We start from the raw sequence: 19,689 nt of genomic DNA, 5'->3' as shown, positions 1-19,689 counted from the left end.
GGACAAGACATGATCCTTAAGGACCGTATCGCCGTTGTCACAGGTGCCGGCTCCGGCATCGGGCGCGCAGGTGCACTCAAGATGGCACAGGAAGGGGCCGTCGTCGTTGTCGCCGACCGGGAGGCAGCCAAAGGCGAAGTCACAGCCGCCGAGATCCGCAACGCCGGCGGCCAAGCCGCCGCGGTCGCCACGGATGTCGGCGACGATGTTCAGCTCGAGCGGTTGATCGAGGGCACATGCAAGGAATTCGGACGTATCGATATCCTGCACAACCATGCCGGCATCCAGGTGAGCGGTGCGCTGACCGAGGTCGAACAAGGCGGCATGGACGCGTCCTGGCATATCAATGTGAGAGCGCATTTCGTCGCTGCGCGATTGGCCATGCCTACGATGATCAGGCAAGGCGGTGGCGTCATCCTGAACACGGCCTCCAATTCGGGCGTGTTTTATGATCGCGGGATGATCGCCTATACAACCTCCAAACACGCCGTCGTGGCCATGACGCGGCAGATGGCGATCGACTACGCCATGCACAATGTCCGCGTAAATGCACTTTGCCCAGGTTGGGTCGATACCCCATTCAACGAGCCCTTCATCACCCAGAAGGGGGGGCGCGATGCGATCGAGACTTATGTCCGCGACAAGATCCCCATGGGGCGTTGGGCAACCGCGGAAGAGATCGCCGAAACAATACTGTTCCTCGTCTCCGATCGCTCGTCCTTCATGACTGGCCAGGCCCTGGTCGTCGATGGCGGCGAAAGCATCGCCTGAACCTTCTTGTCCTCACACAACAGGAAAAAAGCCAATGGCCATCACACGACGTGACTTTCTTGGTGGCACCGCTCTCGCCATTGCCGCGGGCTTAACCCCGTCGCATCAGCTTCGTGCCGAAACGCAACGCTACTATCCTCCAGCACTCACCGGTCTACGGGGCAGCCACCCCGGCTCCTTCGAAACTGTACACAGGCTGGCCCGGGAAGGAGAGACTTTCGATTTCAGCCAAGGTGCCGTCGAGGAAACCTACGATCTGGTTGTCATTGGCGGAGGCATCAGCGGACTTGCCGCAGCTTGGTTCTATCGCGAGGCGTTCGGCGAAAAATCCAGGATCCTCATTCTCGAAAATCACGACGATTTCGGCGGCCACGCCAAACGCAACGAATTCAGCGTGGACGGACACCCGCTGCTAATTGGATATGGCGGCAGCGAGTCGATTGAATCACCGAAAGCAAATTTCAGTAAGACCGTCGCGCGCTTGATGGAGAGCCTGGGCGTCAAACCCGCGCGCTTCGATACCGCATACGATTTGGGAATCTATGGCGACCTGGGATTGACGCATGGCGTGTTCTTTGACCGGGAGACATTCGGTGTCGACCGCCTGGTGGCTGGCAATCCGGTCACCAATGGCGCTGACCCAACGCCCGGAAACACCGCCAAGGCCAAGACCATTGCGGAATTCGTCGGCGAGTTCCCAATGTCGGATGACGCGAAAAAGCGATTGATCAAGTTTTTCGCTGACTCGAAGGATTATTTGGCCAACATGTCGCTCACGGAGAAACTGGAGCATCTGCAGACCACCAGCTATCGCGATTATCTCAAGATCGATGCTGGCCTTGGCGACGAGGCGGTGAAGTACTTCGAGGATATGACCCACGACTATTTCGCGCTCGGAACAGACGCGGTGCCTGCGGCCTCCGCCATGTTTTCCGGATATCCGGGTTTCGCGGGCCTGCTTCCCAAGCAAGGGGCCGACAAGGAGCCTTACATATATCATTTTCCCGATGGCAACGCCTCAATTGCGCGGCTTCTCGTACGCAACCTTGTTCCCGGCGTTGCACCGGGATCAACGATGGAAGACATCGTCCTGGCAGATTTCGATTATTCGAAACTTGACCAACCGGACCAACCTGTCCGTATCCGTCTACGCAGTGCCGCCGTGGGTGTTCGCAATCCAAAGGACGGCAAAGACCTCATCGACATCGGCTACGTTCAAGCCGACACCTTACATCGTGTTCAGTCGAAGCATTGTGTGCTCGCGTGCTACAACATGATTATTCCGTACCTGATGCCTGACTTGCCACAGAAACAAAAGGAAGCTCTGGCGGAAAGCGTCAAGGCTCCATTGGTTTACGTGAATGTCGCTATTCGTAACTGGCAATCATTCGTCAAACTCGGGGTTCAGCAGATCTACAGTCCTGCAGCCTTTTTTCCGCTGACGAAGCTCGATTATCCCGTCGCACTTGGCGGCTATTCCAATCCACGAAATCCTGATGAGCCTATGGTGCTACACTTGGTCCACGTTCCAACCGAACCAGGCCTAAGCAACATCGACCAGAATCGCGTTGGCCGACAGAAATTGCTGGAAATGACCTTTGAGGATTTCGAAAAGAAAGTGACGGATCAACTCGACAGGATGCTCGGCCAAGGTGGCTTCAATTCGAAGCGTGACATCGCCGCAATCACCGTAAACCGCTGGCCGCACGGTTATGCGCGCGGGGTCAATTCGTTGTTCGATAAGCCAGTTGATGGCCCTCAACCCTTTGAAGTGGCGCGCGCCCGCTTTGGAAAAGTAACGATTGCCAACTCCGATGCCGGATGGGTTGCTTTTTTCACCGAAGCCATCGACCAGGGTTGGCGTGCCGTCGACGAACTCAAATCAGCCTAAACCCATGCAGCGGGATTAAGGCCGTCAAGCCTTGCTGCCGCCGCAAAAGCGCGGTGGCCGGGCCGGCGGACTAGCGCACGATCGCGACCAAGAGCGTGCCGACCGCACCCGGCAAGACCTCGCTCGCCTGAGGGGGAGATCACCGAGGCGATCTATCAGCACGTTGTGATTTGGCGGAAGGAAGGGCTATCCAACGCGATGGCCAAATCGCTGGAAGCAAATGCGATCTGCATTTGCTGCTGACTATACCAGCGATCGCTGACTGGTCAGGACATCGAGCGTCGGTATGTTCAATCAGCGCCGGTCGCAGAAACGTCACGAAGTTTCATCCCTTTTCATACGATCTCTCCACGAAGTCTGCGCGACTGCTCCTTAGGTAGCTCGCCATCGCCGATCGTTTTTAGGGCGATGACCAATCGGGCAGCACTGACGCTGACCGATCTCATTCCTGGAAAGGGATTAGATATATGAAACTCCGCAAATCCATTCTCACCGCATCCGCCGTGGCTTTCACCGTCATTTCGGCAGCAACCCTGCCGACCATGGCATCGGCAGCTAGCGCAGCAGCACCTGTTGCGGCGGCTCCCAAGGCGGTCAGTGCCGCCACGTCCGTGGCTAAGCCGGCCGATAGCACCAAAGTCGCACAGCAGAAGCAGAAGAAGACCACGTCCAAGAAAAAGAAGAAGTAGATAGCGCTGATCGGCAGCGTGACACTTTAGCGTCGCGCCGATCAATGGCGCTGGGCTCGGTTCGCACAGCGGACCGGGCCCGCTCCGCCGATACGCTGGGGTGGTTAGCCCCGGGTCTTTTGAGGTGACGACAGGCCGGCGTCCAAAAGGCCGGAATACGCAAGACGCGCGACGGCCTGTGCGCGATTGACCGCGCCCAATTTGCGACGGGTCAGTTCTCAGTGGCAATCAACAGTGGAGCCACATGACGCTGCTGGAGAACGTCATCGAGGCGCCCGTTCATGCGCTCGGTGTCGAGCGCGAGCAGGCGGTCGACAATGGGTTGCGGTTGCTGGAGCGCGTCGGTCTTTATGAAAAGCGCGACGCCTAGCCGCGATCGGCGACGAGCCTGTCGAAGCGGTCGGCAGCGGCCTCGATCAGGGTTGCCGCCATCGTCATGTCATTGATGTTGCCGGCCGACACGATGAGCAGGCGCGGTCGGCCCTGCGCATCGGTCAATCCGTGGAGCTTGCTGGTCCGGCCGCCGCACGAGATGCCGATGGCTTGTGCGAAGGCCCCCTTTTGCGCCACCGGCCGAGCGGCGCACCTTGATATGGGTAGCGTCGATGGCGACTGTCCCCGAGACACCGCTATGGCCGGTCAAGGCCTCGAACAACCCCAGCCAGATGCCCTGACGCCTCCAGCGGTTGAAGCGGTTATAGACCGTCGTATAGGGGCTGTACTGGAGCGGGCAATCACGCCAACGCGCACCGCTCTCCAGCATGTGCACGATGCCCGAGATGACGCGACGATCATCAACACGATGCGCGCCCTTGCGTCCGCGTGGAAGCAGCGGCTCGATCCTGGACCACTCCACATCGCTCAGCCAGGTCAGCTTCCGCTTCATCAAGTCCTCCAAACATGGAGACCTTGATCAGCCAAACAAAACCAACGCAACCCTATTGCGTACGGACCCTAGGCCATTGGGAATGCCTGAGCTCGACGCCGCGGAGCCCATTGTTGAAAACCGTCGTTAGGCTCGATCAAATCTCCACAGTCCGTCCACGGTTTTCGTGATGTCCGCTGCTAACCAACCGTCGGTTGGAGATTGCGCCGCGTGCATGTGAGCCTGCGATCGGAAATGTGGAGACTAGGGGTTGCGCGGTAATTCGGTTTTACAATCGCTGGAGCCGCCCAGCAGGGAGATTATAAGCACGCCAAAGGCGATGCCCGACCTACGGTTGCCAATTCTAGCCTATCACCAAATTGCCGTCCCCTCTCGCCATGGCACGCCATTTAGAGGCCTGCGTGTTCATCCTCTGATATTTAGCCGCCATATGCGTTGGCTTGCCAGATTAGGCTACCGGGGGCTCTCCATTCGAGACCTTGCTCCATACATTCTGGGCGAACGAGAAGGGAAAGTTTTCGGTCTGACGTTTGATGACGGATTTCAAAATGTGCTCAGAAACGCGGCTCCAATTCTCGGAGACCTGAACTTTACGGCAACGAACTACATTGTTGCTGGCCATGTCGGAGGTGCGAATTTCTGGGATGAGGAAAAAGGTGTCCCAACCTCCCGCCTGATGAACGGCACCGAGCTTCGCGAATGGACTGCGCTCGGTCATGAGATTGGTGCGCATACGATCGACCACGCGGATCTAACCTGCCTTGAGCAAGAGCGCGCCCGCGCGCAGGTACGGGGCAGTCGAAAGTTACTCGAGAACATCATCGGCGATGAAGTTCTTGCCTTTTGCTACCCATACGGACGCTACCGACTGGAGCATGTGGACATGGTCCGGGAAGCGGGTTTCACAAGCGCCGTCACGACAGATCCGGGCCATGTCCGCTTAAGCAGCGATAGGCACAGTTTACCCCGAATTTCTGTCGCGCGCTCCACAAGCTTTCTGATGCTTGCGCGAAAAATGTTTGTCCGTTGAGTGCAGGAGAATTGCGGTGTGATTGGTCGTCGCAAGATGCGAATTGCCTTTGTTGTTTGCCGTTTTGGAAAGCAATTCGGTGGTCGCGAGGCCTATGTGGAAAATATAGTTAGCGAACTTAAAGATGAATATGATATTCATATTTTTTGTCAAAAATGGGAAAGCGAACTATCTGTCGATCATACTATTTTGCCTTGCTTCACGGGAATTTCAAATTGGATAAACATTGTAATATTTACTTACTGTTGCAAAAGGCTAATTTCTGATTTCGACATCATTCATACTCATGAAAACATCTGGATCGGAGATTTGCATACCGTTCATTCCATGCCGATCCGCTTCATGCGGTTTCACCACATAAGGCAATTTTGGCGTCAATTAGGAACATACATCAGCCCTCGGTTTCTAACATACCTCGCTATGGAGACTGGTCGCTATCGAGGCAGGAAGGGCAAGCTGGTCGTAGCAGTGTCGCCGCTTACTCAGAGCCAGATCGAGCTAGCCTATCCATCCTGTCCCCCCATCAGCCTGGTTCCGCCTGGAGTGAATATGCCTTCTCGAGAACATAATCGGCAGGATGTCCGCAGAAGTCTTAACTTGCCACTGGACCGCCGATATATTTTGTTAATAGCCAATAGACCAATGGCCAAGGGGTTGGAGACCATCCTCAGGGCTTTGCGGCTCCTTTGCCCATCAACACATCTTATCATTGTCGGAGGATTTGCGGGGACTCGACAGAAAGTATTTGCAGCAGCGAGAAGTGCCGGTGTGCTCGGTAGAATACACTACTGGCCGGCATGTCGAGAGGTGAGTGTCTTCTATCTTGCCGCGGATATATGCGTATTTCTTACCCACAATGACGCGTTTGGCATGGTGCCGCTTGAGGCTATGGCGTTCGGCTGCCCGGTAATAATAAGCCCGCCCAGCTATTGTGGCTTCACTCATTTCCTCAAAAATGAAGAGAACGCGATTGTGGTTGCAGATCCATCAAATGAGGAAGAAGCAGCCGGTGCCATCGCGCGTTTATTAAACGATCCTGAATTGTATGAAACTCTTTCAAGTAATGGAAAAATTTTAGCAAGTCAAATGAGTTGGAGTTCGGCTGCTGAAAAATATTCAGAAATATATAGACTAACAGCAAGACGAAGCATTCATTGATGTTAACGAGATTATTCCATTGTCAGGGAGCAATTCAGGGCTGGTTGTGCCATGACAATCGTGGGCTCCAACGGAAGAGAATTTTCGAAGATCGCGCCACGGGAGGAAGGACTTCGGCAAGCAGCCTGTCAGCCGTTAGCTTCAGCAATTGACCGAACAACCAACAGTCCGAGATCCACACCCTTCTAGAGAGGTGAAAGCGTTTCCTCCACGCGCATGAACGGGTCGAAATACCCCGGAAGGAGTTCTGGTTGCAGCCTGGGATCAGAATCTTCAACGCGGGGAGCCATAGAGCTGGCGGATTCTAGTATGGCGATTTCGATGCGCCCGGGCGCGTTGTACGTCGTTCAAAAGTGCAGGCGCGCCTGCCGGATCCGCATCGGATCGGTCACGGCGACAATGTCAATCACAGCAAGGTCCGGTGAAAATCCTGCTCCCGCGAGGGACGGTTCGACGCATTGGCGATCTTTTGATGTCCTTGGCCAGCGCAACACACTCGATTTGCACATCAAGACGGCCGCAGTCTGCCAAGGTGACGATTCGCAGGCCAATCGACGAGGCGCACTAACCCATCCATTTGCTAAAGCAGATTTCGCATCAACGATGGAATGTTTTGGGGTAAGCATTCCATCGTTGATGCACCGGAGTGACCATTCAATTTTGTAAGCGCTGCTTTGAGCTCACGGGCAATTGTGCGGCTTCCAGTGTGTTACGTCGCCTGACCGCGGAGCTTCCTACCGGGCGTACACGACGTTGGAGATAGATTGACGGAATTTCCATGAAATCGGCAACGGGGCTTAATCGTCATCTCGTGATTTGGATGGCAGCTGTCACCGGCGTCGCACTCGCGGCGATGATTGCCGGCATGGTTCTGTTCTACGCACTCGTTGAATACATAGACCCAGCGTTCTGGCGGAAGGATTGGAACTCAAACTGGCCACAACCGCTCGAATGGGGGGCTTTTATCACTTTTTGGGCACTAGGCATGGTCGGTGCGAGTGCTGCTGCTGCGTATTTTACGCGTCGTATTATCCGACCTCTTGAAGCAGTCGGCTCGGCAGCACAGCGTATCGCGCTTGGTGACCTGACAGCCCGCGCCGCTCCACAAGGCGCGATGTTTGACGAGACGCGCCAACTTGTCGACGATTTTAATGCGATGGCCGACCAATTGAGGCAGGCAGAAGTTGAAATGCGCGCTTGGAATGTGGCAATCGCGCATGAACTAAGAACACCGCTTACAATTCTGAAGGGGCGCCTTCAGGGGATCGTCGATGGCGTCTTTGCGTCGGAAACGATATCATTTGAGGGGCTAGTTGCCCAAGTCGATAGCCTTACACGCATTGTTGAGGACCTAAAAGTTTTCACACTTGCACAAAGTGGTCGGCTCGAGCTTCAGCTCGAACCCGTCGACCTTGCAGAGGAGGTCGCCAAGGTGGCGTCCTTTGTGACCCCAGAGCTCCAAGACGCCGGCATAAACCTCTTGTTCGATTTGGGGGGGAGCGTTCAAGTTATGGCCGATAGTGCGCGGGTAAGGCAGGCAATTCTTGCCATTCTTGAAAATGCCCGAAGATATGCCGCCCCTGGCCTTCTCCGCATCGAAATGCGTGCAACGCGCGAAACAGGGATTCTGCGTTTCTGCGACGACGGCCCCGGTCTACCTCTTGGCGCCGAACGCCTGGTGTTTGAGCCATTTTGGCGCGCGGATGAATCGCGCTCACGCGCAAAAGGCGGCAGCGGCTTGGGGCTTGCCGTTGTGCAGGCCATTGCGCAGGCGCATGGCGGCGTCGCTCTTGCGCGCGCAGCAAATCCCACAGGTGCGATCTTCGAGATACATTTGCCGCGTGCTCAAGTGGCTCGAACCTAGAGGACCTGTGCGCGGATAGGTTTTTGCAGTAATTTTACTCGATTTTTCAATGAGAAAAATCGCTTAGGCGGAGCCAGGAAAAGTTGTTCGCCCAATCAAGGCTAGATTGGCACGATTGCCCAGCTAAGGCCAACGCTTACGGAAGCCCATGCCTACAGGTTTCCCGCAGAAGCTCGGCGCAGAGACGAAAAACGTTCGCCCATCTGTGACATCCCATTGCAAGACGTGGAGCCCCGAACCAACATCTCGCATCGCGGGACCGATACGCTTAACGATTTCCATTACTGACATAGAGGCCGAGATTCCTGAGAAGCTTCTCGCCGGTCGGGCATGCGCCGTAGGCGACACAAACTCAAAATGTGAACCGCATGTCGACGGCTCCGCCGATGCCGTGGTTCCAAGCCCCACAACAAGGCTCAACACCAGGCACCTCCGCATCCTCTTACATTCTGCGCTCAAGTGTTGCTCCTTATCCAGGCTCAGGATTCATTGATCGGTACCAGAAGATGACGGCGGCAGAGGTGGCTGCGTTTGTGTGAACAAACTGGCTGGACTTGGCACGTGGATTCCCGCCTCTATCATATCGCAATCGGGATTGGCTGGGCCGCATGGAAGTAGGCCTAATCTGGCATCTGTCGATCAAGCGAAGATAGCCGCTGCCGATAGGCCTGACGCTTTCAGTGAACGAATTTCAGACGTGTCAGAATTCGTTGGGTCAGTTTTTTGCCAGCGTGCCTGCAAGGAGCAACGTTACGATGGCGGAAGTCGCGAGCGCGAGCAACTCTGTCCCCGGGGGTGCCAGTCCTCGTAGGATGTCGAGGAGAAAAATAGCAATGAGCGAATACGGGAAATAGAAACCGGCGAACACCGAAAGAGCGACGACAATCGCAACGACGATCATCGACAAAACTATCGTCGGCCTGGGCTGCGGCGCATAACTAGCCAGCCCTTAGTCGGTAGCCGACTCCTCGGACCACCGCCAGCATCCCGGCTACATCTGCTTGCTCGAGTTTTTTACGCAAATTGCTGACGTGACTGTCAACAGTTCGATCTAGAGCATCGCCACCTGGAAGGCAGGCGTCGACCAGTTCGCTTCGTGAGAATACTTTGGTCGGCGCACGAGCCATATGGGAGAGTATCCGGAATTCCGTGAGTGTTAGCTGTAGCGTACGTGTCTCGGTTCCAGTTTCTATTTTTGCTAAATAGCTATCGAGATAAATAACAAGCTGATCAACGCGCAGCGTACCGCTTTCCACCGCTTGCCCGGTGCGACGAAGCACTGCTTTTGCGCGCGCTACGACCTCGATCGGATTGAACGGCTTGACGACATAGTCGTCGGCGCCAATGCGCAGGCCTTGCAAACGGTCGATATCGGTATCCAAAGCCGTAATCATTATGACAGGAGTGCCGCCTCTGCGGCGCACTTCAGCCAATACTTCCCAGCCATCGAGACGCGGCATAGTCACATCTAGAAGTATAAGATTGGGTTTTAGTGCCATATGCAGGTCGAGCGCCGCACGACCATCGGCAACACGTACTACGCGAAAACCCTCGCGTGTTAGATAGGCGCCGAGGATTTCAGCGATCTCCGCATCGTCTTCCGCGATCAGCACGAGGGGATTGGTCGGGCTGTTTGTCATCGCCTACCCGATGACATGGTGAACTTGCGACGTCGAGTCGTCAGAGATTGCCTCCATGAATTATCCATCCAATATCCACGCTTCTCCAACATAGTGAACCAATAGATCAAAGCGGTTGGTTCAGATGCAGAGATAGGATCGAGGACACGGACCAATCCTGTTTCCCGGAGGTTGCATTCCCTCATTCGCGCCCAGGATCAATCCAAGGCTCGTATGATGCTGCAGTTTTTCAAAGCATCGCAAACAGATAGATCGCAGTCACGAGCCGTCGAGGTCGTCATGTGCCGATTTGCTTTGTACATGTTTATCAACCTCGTTCTGTTCTTTGTGTGGAACATCTCACCGGACAAGGCTGTTGCGGAGACTGGTAGAGGAGAGGCGTTTCGCTATGTCCTGCGTCTCGCTCGAGGCATCAACCTGGGCAATGCTCTGGATGCGCCGGAGGAAGGTCTCTGGGGAGTTACGTTGGAAGCTGGCTATTTCAAAACCATCAAGGCAGCTGGATTCAACGCCGTCCGTATTCCTGTCCGCTGGTCAGCCCACGCTGACGGCAATCCTCCTTACGCCGTCGATCGCGCCTTTCTCGATCGGGTGGATTGGGCGATCGAACAAGCCCTATCGCAGGGGCTCTTCGTTGTTGTCGATTTTCATCACTACGAGGAGATGAGTACGCGTCCCGGGGAGGAGCAGGCTCGTTTTATAACGTTGTGGGGCGAGGTGGCACGTCATTATCAAACATGGCCTTCGACGCTCAGCTTCGAATTGTTAAACGAGCCTGAAGGTGAGCTGACCGATGCGCGTTGGGCGAAATTGGTTCCGATGTTGCTTCAGACGATACGCCAGAGCAACCCGCGGCGCATGGTGATTGTCGGGCCGGGCCAGCAATATGATCTTAAGGGATTGGATCGGCTCAACCTTCCAGCGAAAGACGATAATCTGATTGTCACGTTTCACTACTACGAGCCGGCGCACTTCACACATCAGGGAGCTGATTGGGTCGAAGGCAGCGCAGCTTGGCTCGGAACGAGATGGGCTGGAAGCGTTCGGGATAGGCGGGCACTGCACGACGATTTTGCCAAGGTGGCGGCGTGGAGCATGCAGCACAATCGGCCAATCTACCTCGGAGAATTCGGCAGTCATCGCGTTGCCGACATGCCGTCACGGCAGCGGTGGACGCGCGCGGTCGCCGAGGAAGCCGAAAGCAATGGCTTTGCCTGGGCCTACTGGGAGTTCTGCTCCGTGTTCGGTGCCTATGACGCGGATCGTGGTCGATGGCGTCAGCCGCTGCTGCGTGCACTGATGGATCGAGACTGAAAATATCGAGCGGCTTAGGGGGCGGATCGCAACTATGTGGGTCGCTGCGCGCGTCATCTCGGAACTCGTTCTCTGGTTCGCGGTCTCTATCGTTGGCGGCAGCGATACGGCCATCGCTCAGCAACCCTATCTATGGGGCCTGACGAGCGACAATTGCATGGAGCGGACCGAACAGCAGATCAAAGCGCTCGCGCATCTGCCCAGGCGTTCGACAGTCCGGACTGTTTTCGATCCGCCCAAGGATGGAGGGCCCAATCCGGATGACTATCTGCCTTGTATCAAAGCGACGGCTTCCGTTGCTGATGTTATGGGCCTTGCCGTCGATTCTCACACTATGGCGAGCTTGAAGCCGAAGGAAGTTGAGATGCGGATGGCAGCCTATATCGCAAAGCTCGGCGCGATTGTTCGCATCTGGGAGATCGGCAACGAAGTCAACGGCGACTGGGTAGGCGAGGACACGCTGCAGAAAATAGAAATCATGTACGATGCAGCCAAAGCTGCCCAGCACCTCACCGCATTGACGCTCTACTACGAGCCTGTGCCTGAGTCGTCCGCGGAGATGATCGGTTGGGTCGACGCAAATATTCCCTTCAACCATCGCATGCGGGCTGGCCTAGACTATGTCTTTGTCAGCTACTACGAAGATGAGAACGGCGGCCATCAGCTTTCACATGCGGAATTCGATCGGGTCTTCGGGGCGTTGGCTAGCCGCTTTCCCAACGCTTTGCTTGGAATCGGCGAATTTGGCTGGGGCAAAGGCGTGCCATCCGACCCGGCGAAGCGCGCAGCGCTGCTCGAACGTTTCTACAGCTATCGAATGCCATCGATGACGCGTTTCATCGGTGGCGGGTTCTATTGGCATTTCCGCCAGACCATGGTCGCAGAGCATGCGCCCGATCGGGATGTCCTGGTCAGACTTATGCTGGCGCGATTAAGATGCCTTGTGACACGCGATGGAACTGCAATTGCTCACCCGACAAATATTTGAGTTCCCTGTCGTGTTTATCGATGCCGTTTACTGCTGAGAGAATGAACTCGTTACCGAAAAACGTCTCAAAGTTGCAGGGATAGCGGTTTTTTCGAAGAAGCAGACATATTTCAATCGTGATCAACGTCCGGTGCGCCGGCCCTGCCGACCCGGGCGCGGAAGACTTTGGGGGTCATGCCGGTGCGATGTTTGAAGAGATCGTAGAAACGGCTGCTTGAGCCGAAGCCACAATCATAGGCGATCTGCAGGACCGGATCGTTGGTATCGGCGAGGCGCTGGATAGCTTGGGCCAGCCGATAGCGTATCAGGTATTCATTGACCGAGACACCCAGCACTTCGCGGAAAGTCCTGTTGGCGGTACTTGGATGAATGCCGGATAGTTTGGCCAATTTTGTCAATGACAGTGAACCGGCATGACGCGCGCCGATCAACTCGGTCAACGCTTCGGCGCGTTGCACCGCCGCGCTGTTGATTGGGGCGACCGTCGGTCGGTGCTCGATATGTGGCGTTTCCAGCGTGTCGAGGACGAGGCGCTTGACCCGCAGCCGCACTTCATCGGCCGCCAATCGACGCCGGGTCGGTTTGCCCTCTTCCCATTCCTGCGCCCATCGCGACATCTGCGCAGTATCTGCCCAAGCAGGCCTCGGATCAGTCAGGAATCTACCCTGCATGATATCCTGTCTAATGCGGCGATCGATTGACAGACCCAAGAAATCGACCAGTGGCAAATAAATGCAAATCAGCGGCGCATTTTTCGAAACATCGATAGTTCTGTGCGGAATTGCCGCCCAGAACAGGACCAACTTTCCAGCCTCGACCTCCTCCTGCCTTCCGTTGAAAAGGTAGTTCATTCTGCCTTTCATGAGGAGGTTGATCTCAACATGGTTGTGCCAGTGCGCAATGGCCATCGTGTCGGCGATATGGCGTTCGATCAAAAATTCCTCTCCGGGAACGCTGAACGCTTTTTCACCTCGAAAGCGCAGGCTCTTCGTCATGATGGGTTTCTCGCTTGCGCGGATTCAGGAATGTGATGGTTCATAGCAGGAGGAAAATCCTGTTTGAAAGGATAGACTAGGAGCCAGTTCCCGAAAAATCCCAACTGGAGCACGTAATGACGAAGATTTGCCTCGTGGGCGCCGGCAGCACGGTCTTTGCCCAGAACATTCTCGGGGATGTACTCTCCAATTCGGGTAATGCCGACTATGTGATCAGCCTCTTCGACATTGATCCCGAGCGATTGAGGACATCGGAGATTGTCGCCCGGCGCATCTGCGAGGCGTTGAAGCTGGAGGCGGTTCGCATCGAGGCTACGCTTGACCGGCGCGCAGCGCTCAAGGGTTCCGATTTCGTTATCCTGATGATGCAGGTGGGGGGCTATCGGCCGGCGACGATCACCGATTTTGAGGTTCCCAGGCGTTACGCGTTGCGACAAACCATCGGTGACACTCTGGGTATCGGCGGCATCTTCCGCGGGTTGCGGACCATCCCTGTGTTAGAGGAAATCTGTCGCGATATGGAAGACCTCTGCCCGGGCGCGCTTCTGATGCAGTACGTCAATCCGATGGCGATCAACTGCTGGGCGATCAAGGAAATCGCACCAGACATCAAAACAGTCGGCCTGTGCCACAGCGTACAACACACGGCAGCCCATCTCTCTGATTGTCTTGGCGAAAACATCGCTGATATCAACTATGTGTCGGCAGGCATCAATCACGTCGCTTTCTTCCTCCAATATGAAAAGCGGCTCGCCGACGGCGCGCGCGTGGACCTTTACCCGCGTCTCAAGGCGCTGGTGCAGGAAGGGCGCGCGCCGCAGAACGACAAGGTGCGTTTCGACGTGTTGAAGCGGCTCGGCCATTTTGTAACGGAATCGAGCGAGCACTTCTCCGAATACACGTCGTGGTATATCAAAAATGGCAGAAGTGATCTGATTGAGACCCTTAACATCCCGCTTGATGAATACATCCGGCGCTGCGAAGTGCAGATCGCCGAATGGCAGGAATTGAAGAAGTCCCTCGAAGGCGGCAATCCGATCGAGGTATGCCGCAGCAACGAATATGCCGCGGGCATCATCCATGCCGTGGTGACGGGGCAACCAGCGCTGATCTACGGCAACGTGCCGAATGGCGGGTTGATCGAAAATCTGCCTCACGCATGCGTCGTTGAGGTGCCTTGCCATGTCGACCGCAACGGGGTGCAACCCGTTCGTATTGGTCGGATTCCATCTCAGCTCGCCGCGACAATGCAACTGAGTGTCTCGGTGCAGGAATTGACCGTCGAGGCGGCGCTGACCAAAAAGCGCGACCGCATCTATCAAGCCGCATTGCTCGACCCTCACACATCGGCGGAATTGTCGCCCGACGAGATCTGGCAGCTCGTCGACGAGATGATCGAGGCGCACGGTAGTCTCCTGCCGAACTACCACTAACTCGCTCTGCTTCATATAATCGAAAATCTCTAACTATTTGAAATAGCGCGCTTCCTTGCTCGGAAGCGCGCTATTTTCTTGTTCAGGGCATTCGCGCGAATAGATCAAAAAAAATCAGAATTATGATTGACACTGATTGAATGTGGTGGAATTCTGATTGAAACAAAGAGAAGTCGTGTAGGGGAGGATGTGCCGGTGAGTCAGGCTGGAGGGATGAAGCCGGAGCGCCTCGATGCTATTCGCAGCCATCTTTACGCGAACGGCTTCTCCACCATTCAGCAGCTGGCAGACTCAATTGGCGCTTCGTTGGCGACGGTTCGCCGGGACTTGCAAATCCTTGAACGAGAAGGGGCAATCGATCGGGTCCATGGCGGGGCCCAGATTGCTGAAGGCTCCTCGGTCGAGCTTGCGTTTCAGGAACGGGCGAAGCGCAACCTTTCCGCCAAGCGCGCCATCGCGACAACTGCTTATGAGTTGCTCTCACCGCGCACCGCGATTTTTCTCGACGCTGGAACGACGGTGTTCCAACTGGCGCGGCTCATTCGCATCAACCCATTGCCGCTACGCATCTTTACCAATGGGCTCACGGTCGCCCAGGAATTCCTCAACATTCCCAATCTGGATGTTGTGCTTTTGGGCGGTCAATTGCGTAGCGAAAACGCTTCGCTCGTTGGCCCCCAAGCTGAAGCAATGTTGGAAACCATCTGGTTCGATCAGCTTTTCCTGGGCGCAAGCGCGATCAGTCCTGATGCTGCGATCTACAGTGTCGACAGCGCGGAAGCGAGCCTCAACAGATGTATGCTTAGCCGATCCGCTCACCGCTTCTTACTGGCCGATGCTTCGAAGTTCGGAACCATGGCGACCTATAAGGTCGCGCCCTTAGCCGAGACCCAGGTCATCACCGATGCGAACCTGACCGCGCAATGGCGCAACCAGCTTGGTGAGCTTGGCGTCAAGGCGACTATTGTGAGCGCCGGGGTAGAGGCGTGAAGCGCGATCTGATCCTCGGCATAGATGGTGGCGGCAGCAAGATCCTTGTCGCTCTCGCCGATAGATCGGGGCGGCTCTTACGCTTATCTCGGGGTGGTGGCGTCAATCCGATGGACAATCCAGGTTGGCGTCAGGAACTCGACGCGCAGCTTGCTCCCTTCGTCGGCGACCCGCGTATCGGTGCCGTCGCAGCCGCACTTCCCGCCTATAGCGAGGTGAAGAGGCTCTCCGAAATGCAGCGCGACGCGATTTCCTGCGCGTTTGGCGATGTGCCACAGCGCATCTTGAATGATGTCGAAGCGGCCCATCTTGGCGCATTCGCGGGAGGCGCTGGCATCCTCCTCCTTTCGGGAACCGGTTCCATGGCTTGGGCACGAGACGCGACTGGCGTCTCGTTTCGCGTTGGCGGGTGGGGTGATGCGATCGGTGACGAGGGCAGTGGATACTGGATCGGACGCGCTGCGCTCAACCTCGTAAGCCAGAGTATCGACGGGCGTGCCAGGCCTACGGCCCTGGCGGACATGATGTTTGAACATTTGCAGATCGATCGGTCCGACCCGATGAACGCGCTCGGCGGCTGGGTGACGGGTCTTGCCAATCCACGATCCGGCATAGCTGCGCTATCGACCCTGGTGGATCGCGCTGCAGGGGACGGTGATGCGGGCGCCCTCGATCTGATCGAACGAGCCGCTGATGAATTGGCGAAGCATTTTGCCGCCATCTCCGCAACAGCTGGTCACAACGGTTCGGCCTTGGGGTGGACCTATGCCGGCGGCACTTTTGCCAGCCGCCGGTTGCTCGATGCGCTGTGTGCTCGCATCGACCGCCCTTTGACTGCTCCCAAGCTTCCTCCCATCGGCGGCGCCCTCTTGGCAGCCGCCCAACTTCTCGGCTGGCTCATCGATGATAGCTGGATCGGGCAACTTGCTGCTGTCGCAAACAGCGCGACGGAACAAACAGGTGAAGCAGGCCTCAATAATAAGGAGAGAAGGGAACATGCGTAAATTGATGCAACCTCTGGCAGTGATGGCTGCTTTGGCTGTAGCTGGACCGGCACACAGCGATGACAAGAAGCCGCTCGCGGGTAAGACCATTACGGTGCTCGTGCCGTCGCCGCAGGCGTCCAATATCGCCGCCGATTTCGAGGCGGAGACCGGCATCCACGTGAACATGCAGACGCTTGCCTGGGACGATATCCGACCCAAGCTGGTTACGGCGCTGATTGCTGGCACGACCCCCGCAGATGTCACCGAGATCGATTGGTCATGGACCGGACAGTTTAGTGCGGCTGGCTGGTACGCACCATTGAACGACGCGATCAACGCCGAGGCGCTAAAGGATATCGGTGTTTCCGGCATCTTCACCGTCGACGGCAAGTTGCTTGGTATTCCCTACAGCAACGATTTCCGTGTGATGCTGGTAAACAAGAAGCATTTCAAGGATGCCGGCATCGCCGAGATGCCGAAAACACTGGACGAACTTGCCGCGGCAGCGAAGAAGATCAAGGAAAAAGGCATCGTCAACTATCCAATTGGCCTACCCTTGTCGCCTACCGAAGGGGCTTCGACGAGCTGGTACCTTTTGACGAAAGCCTTCGGTGGCGATTTGTTCGACGCGAATTTCGAGCCCCTGTTCACCAAGCCGGATTCGGCTGGATACAAAGCTCTGGAGTTCGAACTGAAGCTTCTGAAAGACGGACTTGTCGATCCAGCTTCGACCAATCTGAAAGACAGCCAGATCAATGAAGGCCAGTTCGCACAGGGTCTGACCAGCATCATGATTTCGGGAGAGCCTGGCCGTCTCGGTCAAATGAATGACCCGGCGCAATCCAAGGTCGCTGGCCAAGTCGAGGCGATCCCGGTTGCGACATCAAGCGGGAATACCCGCAGCTTTGGCTTGCCGGAAGCAATCGGCATTCCAAACGTGTCGCAGAACAAGGAAGCCGCGATCGAATTCATCAAATGGTTCACGGCCAAGAAATTCCAGACGCAGAACTATACCGCCAACGGCATATTGCCCACTCGCACGTCCGTTCTTGCCGAGCTGAATGATGCGGGTAAGTTGCGCAGCGGCAGCGCCCTGGTTACGCAGTCAAAGACGGTCGAGGCATTGTTCCCGCAGGGCACGCCGACCTGGTATCCGCAATTCTCGAGCGCGGTGAACACGGCGATCAACAGCGCCGCCAAGGGCCAGATGACCGTCGAGCAGGCTGTGCAGAGCATCGCCGAGGCCACCAAGCAGGCCAAGGCTCAATGACATTGGCAGCCTCGCTTAGTTCGGGAGGCAAAAAACATGGCGTCGGCGGCAACGGCGACGCCATGCTCGGCTTCCTGCTGGTCGCTCCGATCCTGATCACCATGGCGGCATTGGTCTTTGCCCCGATGGGCAGGACGGTGTGGGACAGCTTGCATCGGGTCAATCCGATGCAAGCGGGAACGCCTTTCGTCGGCCTGGAAAACTACGCCCGCATGTTTTCCGACGGCCAGCTTGGATCTGCGTGGATCAATACGTTTCTCTATGTTTTGCTGGCGGTGTTGGCTGAGACGGTTTTCGGTGTTCTCGCCGCTGCGCTCATCAACCAGGTTCGTGTCGGGCGGCAATGGCTTCTCGCTGCCGTTATTCTGCCGTGGGCGCTGCCCGGCGTTGTTAACGCCGTCATCTGGCTCTGGATATTCCAGCCGGGGGCTGGTCTCCTGAACGGAATACTCACCGCATTCGGCTTGCCGTTCGAGAACCACGTTTGGTTCAACGATCGCGCAAGTGCGATCATCGCCGTTACGGTGGTTCACGTCTGGCGGATGATGCCGTTGACGGTCGTAATCGTCTTGGCGGCCATGCAAGGTATTCCAGCACATCTCTACGAGGCCGCTCGTATTGACGGCGCCACGCAAACGCAAATGTTTCTGCGTATTACCCTGCCGTTAGTGCGCAGCGCGATTGCAGTCGCAATGACCAACGCAACGGTCAACGCCTTCAATCTGTTCGACGAAGCTTGGGTTCTGGCGGGCTCCAGTTTGGAGACGCGGCCCGTTTTGGTCCAGATCTACCTCGAAACTTTCCAAAACCTTCGCTTCTCATACGGCATGGCGCTTTCGCTCGTGATCACGCTCGTCTCGCTGCTGATCTCGCTCGTCTATGTGCTGCGCGTCTATCGTAACACTCGGTTCGACTGATGAAACAGACATTTGGCAACCGCATTGTTGTTTGGGTGGGCGTAGCGACCCTACTGGTTTGGTCCCTCGGTCCGATCTACTGGACGCTGGTGAGCGCCGTCACACCTACCGAGGATTTTTCGGCACGGCCGATCCACTTCTTCCCGCAGCACTTCACACTGGATCATTTTTCGCGCCTGCTCGGCATCAATATCGCGCGCATCGGCGGTGTTGAGGTATGGGCGCAGTTTCGCGCGGCGTTGGTCAACAGCATCGTCACTTCTGTCGCCGCCACCCTGCTTTGTGTCGCGATTTCGGCGCTCGGCGCTTATGCATTCACACGACTGGAATTTCCCGGACGTCGCATGCTCTTCGCGGCCGTCGTGGCTACTCTTGCAATTCCCGCCTATGCGGTACTGATCCCGCTCTATCAGATCATGATCCGCCTGCATCTTGTGGACACATATCTCGGGGTTGCGTTGATTTATGTGTCGGCTTATCTGCCGCTTTCGCTGTGGCTCCTCCGCAGCGTTTTCGAAGCGCTGCCGATCGCCCTGGAAGAAGCTGCGCAGATTGATGGAGCAGGTAAGCTCTACATCTTTTTTAGGATCGTGTTGCCGCTGGCGGGGCCTGGTCTGACGGCGGCAGCCATCCTTACTTTCCTTGGCGCATGGGGGCAGTACCTCGTCCCTCTGATCTTTTCCCCTGAAGCGACAAAACCGCTGACGGTGCTGATCCCGGAATTCGTCACCAAGAATTTCATCGACTACGGGTTGATCACGGCGAGCGGGTCCATCGCCATCGTCATCCCCGCACTCGTTGTCATTTTCCTAAATCGCTACCTCGTCAGTGGCTTGCTGGCTGGTTCGGTCAAATGAAATCGGAGAT

20 protein-coding genes are annotated in these 19,689 nt (G+C 56.2%); 15 read left to right on the top strand and 5 right to left on the bottom strand.

What is annotated here, in order from left to right; translation table 11 throughout:
• Nucleotides 1–9 precede the first annotated feature (9 nt).
• From AB4136_RS04225 to AB4136_RS04210, 4 genes are all read left to right on the top strand, one after another.
• The gene (locus AB4136_RS04225) at nt 10–771 is read left to right on the top strand and encodes an SDR family NAD(P)-dependent oxidoreductase (protein WP_065997476.1); all 762 of its coding nucleotides are present in this window, start codon (nt 10–12) and stop codon (nt 769–771) included.
• Nucleotides 772–805: 34 nt separating this feature from the next.
• Nucleotides 806–2,662: an NAD(P)/FAD-dependent oxidoreductase gene (locus AB4136_RS04220; protein WP_065997474.1), complete on the top strand. Its 1,857-nt coding sequence runs from the start codon at nt 806–808 to the stop codon at nt 2,660–2,662.
• Between the two features lie 467 nt (nt 2,663–3,129).
• Nucleotides 3,130–3,351, top strand: a complete 222-nt coding sequence (locus AB4136_RS04215) for a hypothetical protein (RefSeq protein ID WP_065997471.1) — start codon at nt 3,130–3,132, stop codon at nt 3,349–3,351.
• A 244-nt stretch (nt 3,352–3,595) separates the two neighbouring features.
• Entirely contained in the window at nt 3,596–3,721 is a 126-nt protein-coding gene (locus AB4136_RS04210; protein ID WP_373426389.1) for a hypothetical protein, read from the top strand.
• On the opposite strand, the gene AB4136_RS04205 is transcribed toward AB4136_RS04210, so the two are convergent.
• Nucleotides 3,718–3,813 (bottom strand): hypothetical protein, encoded by a 96-nt coding sequence (locus tag AB4136_RS04205; protein ID WP_353844568.1) that lies wholly within the window; start codon nt 3,811–3,813, stop codon nt 3,718–3,720. The two genes, AB4136_RS04210 and AB4136_RS04205, sit on opposite strands and share 4 nt — an antisense overlap.
• The gene (locus tag AB4136_RS04200; RefSeq protein ID WP_083237684.1) at nt 3,791–4,237 is read right to left on the bottom strand and encodes a transposase; all 447 of its coding nucleotides are present in this window, start codon (nt 4,235–4,237) and stop codon (nt 3,791–3,793) included. The genes AB4136_RS04205 and AB4136_RS04200 overlap by 23 nt, the downstream gene beginning before the upstream one ends.
• A gap of 319 nt (nt 4,238–4,556) precedes the next feature.
• Here AB4136_RS04200 and AB4136_RS04195 point away from each other — a divergent pair, with 319 nt between their 5' ends.
• The 3 genes from AB4136_RS04195 (at nt 4,557) to AB4136_RS04185 (ending at nt 8,289) form a co-directional block, all read left to right on the top strand.
• Entirely contained in the window at nt 4,557–5,267 is a 711-nt protein-coding gene (locus AB4136_RS04195; RefSeq protein ID WP_065997469.1) for a polysaccharide deacetylase family protein, read from the top strand.
• Between the two features lie 18 nt (nt 5,268–5,285).
• Nucleotides 5,286–6,425, top strand: a complete 1,140-nt coding sequence (locus tag AB4136_RS04190) for a glycosyltransferase family 4 protein (protein ID WP_137901745.1) — start codon at nt 5,286–5,288, stop codon at nt 6,423–6,425.
• Nucleotides 6,426–7,203: 778 nt separating this feature from the next.
• Entirely contained in the window at nt 7,204–8,289 is a 1,086-nt protein-coding gene (locus tag AB4136_RS04185; protein WP_065997467.1) for an ATP-binding protein, read from the top strand.
• Between the two features lie 715 nt (nt 8,290–9,004).
• On the opposite strand, the gene AB4136_RS04180 is transcribed toward AB4136_RS04185, so the two are convergent.
• Together AB4136_RS04180 and AB4136_RS04175 are read right to left on the bottom strand one after the other, a co-directional pair.
• A complete protein-coding gene (locus AB4136_RS04180) occupies nt 9,005–9,190 on the bottom strand; it encodes a hypothetical protein (protein ID WP_065997466.1) in 186 nt (61 codons plus the stop codon).
• 37 nt (nt 9,191–9,227) lie between these two features.
• A complete protein-coding gene (locus AB4136_RS04175) occupies nt 9,228–9,929 on the bottom strand; it encodes a response regulator (RefSeq protein ID WP_065997465.1) in 702 nt (233 codons plus the stop codon).
• A gap of 213 nt (nt 9,930–10,142) precedes the next feature.
• Here AB4136_RS04175 and AB4136_RS04170 point away from each other — a divergent pair, with 213 nt between their 5' ends.
• Both AB4136_RS04170 and AB4136_RS04165 read left to right on the top strand, forming a co-directional pair.
• The gene (locus tag AB4136_RS04170; RefSeq protein ID WP_137902116.1) at nt 10,143–11,243 is read left to right on the top strand and encodes a glycoside hydrolase family 5 protein; all 1,101 of its coding nucleotides are present in this window, start codon (nt 10,143–10,145) and stop codon (nt 11,241–11,243) included.
• A 34-nt stretch (nt 11,244–11,277) separates the two neighbouring features.
• Nucleotides 11,278–12,231 (top strand): hypothetical protein, encoded by a 954-nt coding sequence (locus tag AB4136_RS04165; RefSeq protein WP_065997464.1) that lies wholly within the window; start codon nt 11,278–11,280, stop codon nt 12,229–12,231.
• 110 nt (nt 12,232–12,341) lie between these two features.
• Here AB4136_RS04165 and AB4136_RS04160 read toward each other — a convergent pair whose 3' ends face one another.
• Nucleotides 12,342–13,226, bottom strand: coding sequence for a helix-turn-helix domain-containing protein (locus tag AB4136_RS04160; protein WP_065997463.1), 885 nt, complete (start codon nt 13,224–13,226; stop codon nt 12,342–12,344).
• Between the two features lie 116 nt (nt 13,227–13,342).
• Between AB4136_RS04160 and AB4136_RS04155 the strand changes: the two genes are divergently transcribed.
• The 6 genes from AB4136_RS04155 (at nt 13,343) to AB4136_RS04130 (ending at nt 19,679) form a co-directional block, all read left to right on the top strand.
• Nucleotides 13,343–14,659: an alpha-glucosidase/alpha-galactosidase gene (locus AB4136_RS04155; RefSeq protein ID WP_065997462.1), complete on the top strand. Its 1,317-nt coding sequence runs from the start codon at nt 13,343–13,345 to the stop codon at nt 14,657–14,659.
• A gap of 195 nt (nt 14,660–14,854) precedes the next feature.
• Nucleotides 14,855–15,649: a DeoR/GlpR family DNA-binding transcription regulator gene (locus tag AB4136_RS04150; protein ID WP_065997458.1), complete on the top strand. Its 795-nt coding sequence runs from the start codon at nt 14,855–14,857 to the stop codon at nt 15,647–15,649.
• Nucleotides 15,646–16,653 (top strand): N-acetylglucosamine kinase, encoded by a 1,008-nt coding sequence (locus AB4136_RS04145; RefSeq protein ID WP_065997457.1) that lies wholly within the window; start codon nt 15,646–15,648, stop codon nt 16,651–16,653. The genes AB4136_RS04150 and AB4136_RS04145 overlap by 4 nt, the downstream gene beginning before the upstream one ends.
• Nucleotides 16,646–17,905, top strand: coding sequence for an ABC transporter substrate-binding protein (locus tag AB4136_RS04140; protein ID WP_065997456.1), 1,260 nt, complete (start codon nt 16,646–16,648; stop codon nt 17,903–17,905). The genes AB4136_RS04145 and AB4136_RS04140 overlap by 8 nt, the downstream gene beginning before the upstream one ends.
• Entirely contained in the window at nt 17,902–18,822 is a 921-nt protein-coding gene (locus AB4136_RS04135; protein ID WP_065997454.1) for a carbohydrate ABC transporter permease, read from the top strand. The genes AB4136_RS04140 and AB4136_RS04135 overlap by 4 nt, the downstream gene beginning before the upstream one ends.
• Nucleotides 18,822–19,679: a carbohydrate ABC transporter permease gene (locus tag AB4136_RS04130; RefSeq protein WP_065997453.1), complete on the top strand. Its 858-nt coding sequence runs from the start codon at nt 18,822–18,824 to the stop codon at nt 19,677–19,679. The genes AB4136_RS04135 and AB4136_RS04130 overlap by 1 nt, the downstream gene beginning before the upstream one ends.
• Nucleotides 19,680–19,689: the final 10 nt, after the last annotated feature.

Source organism: Mesorhizobium sp. 2RAF21 (genome assembly GCF_052115345.1).
Lineage (GTDB): Bacteria > Pseudomonadota > Alphaproteobacteria > Rhizobiales > Rhizobiaceae > Mesorhizobium > Mesorhizobium terrae.
This window is presented reverse-complemented; position numbering and strand designations above follow the sequence as displayed.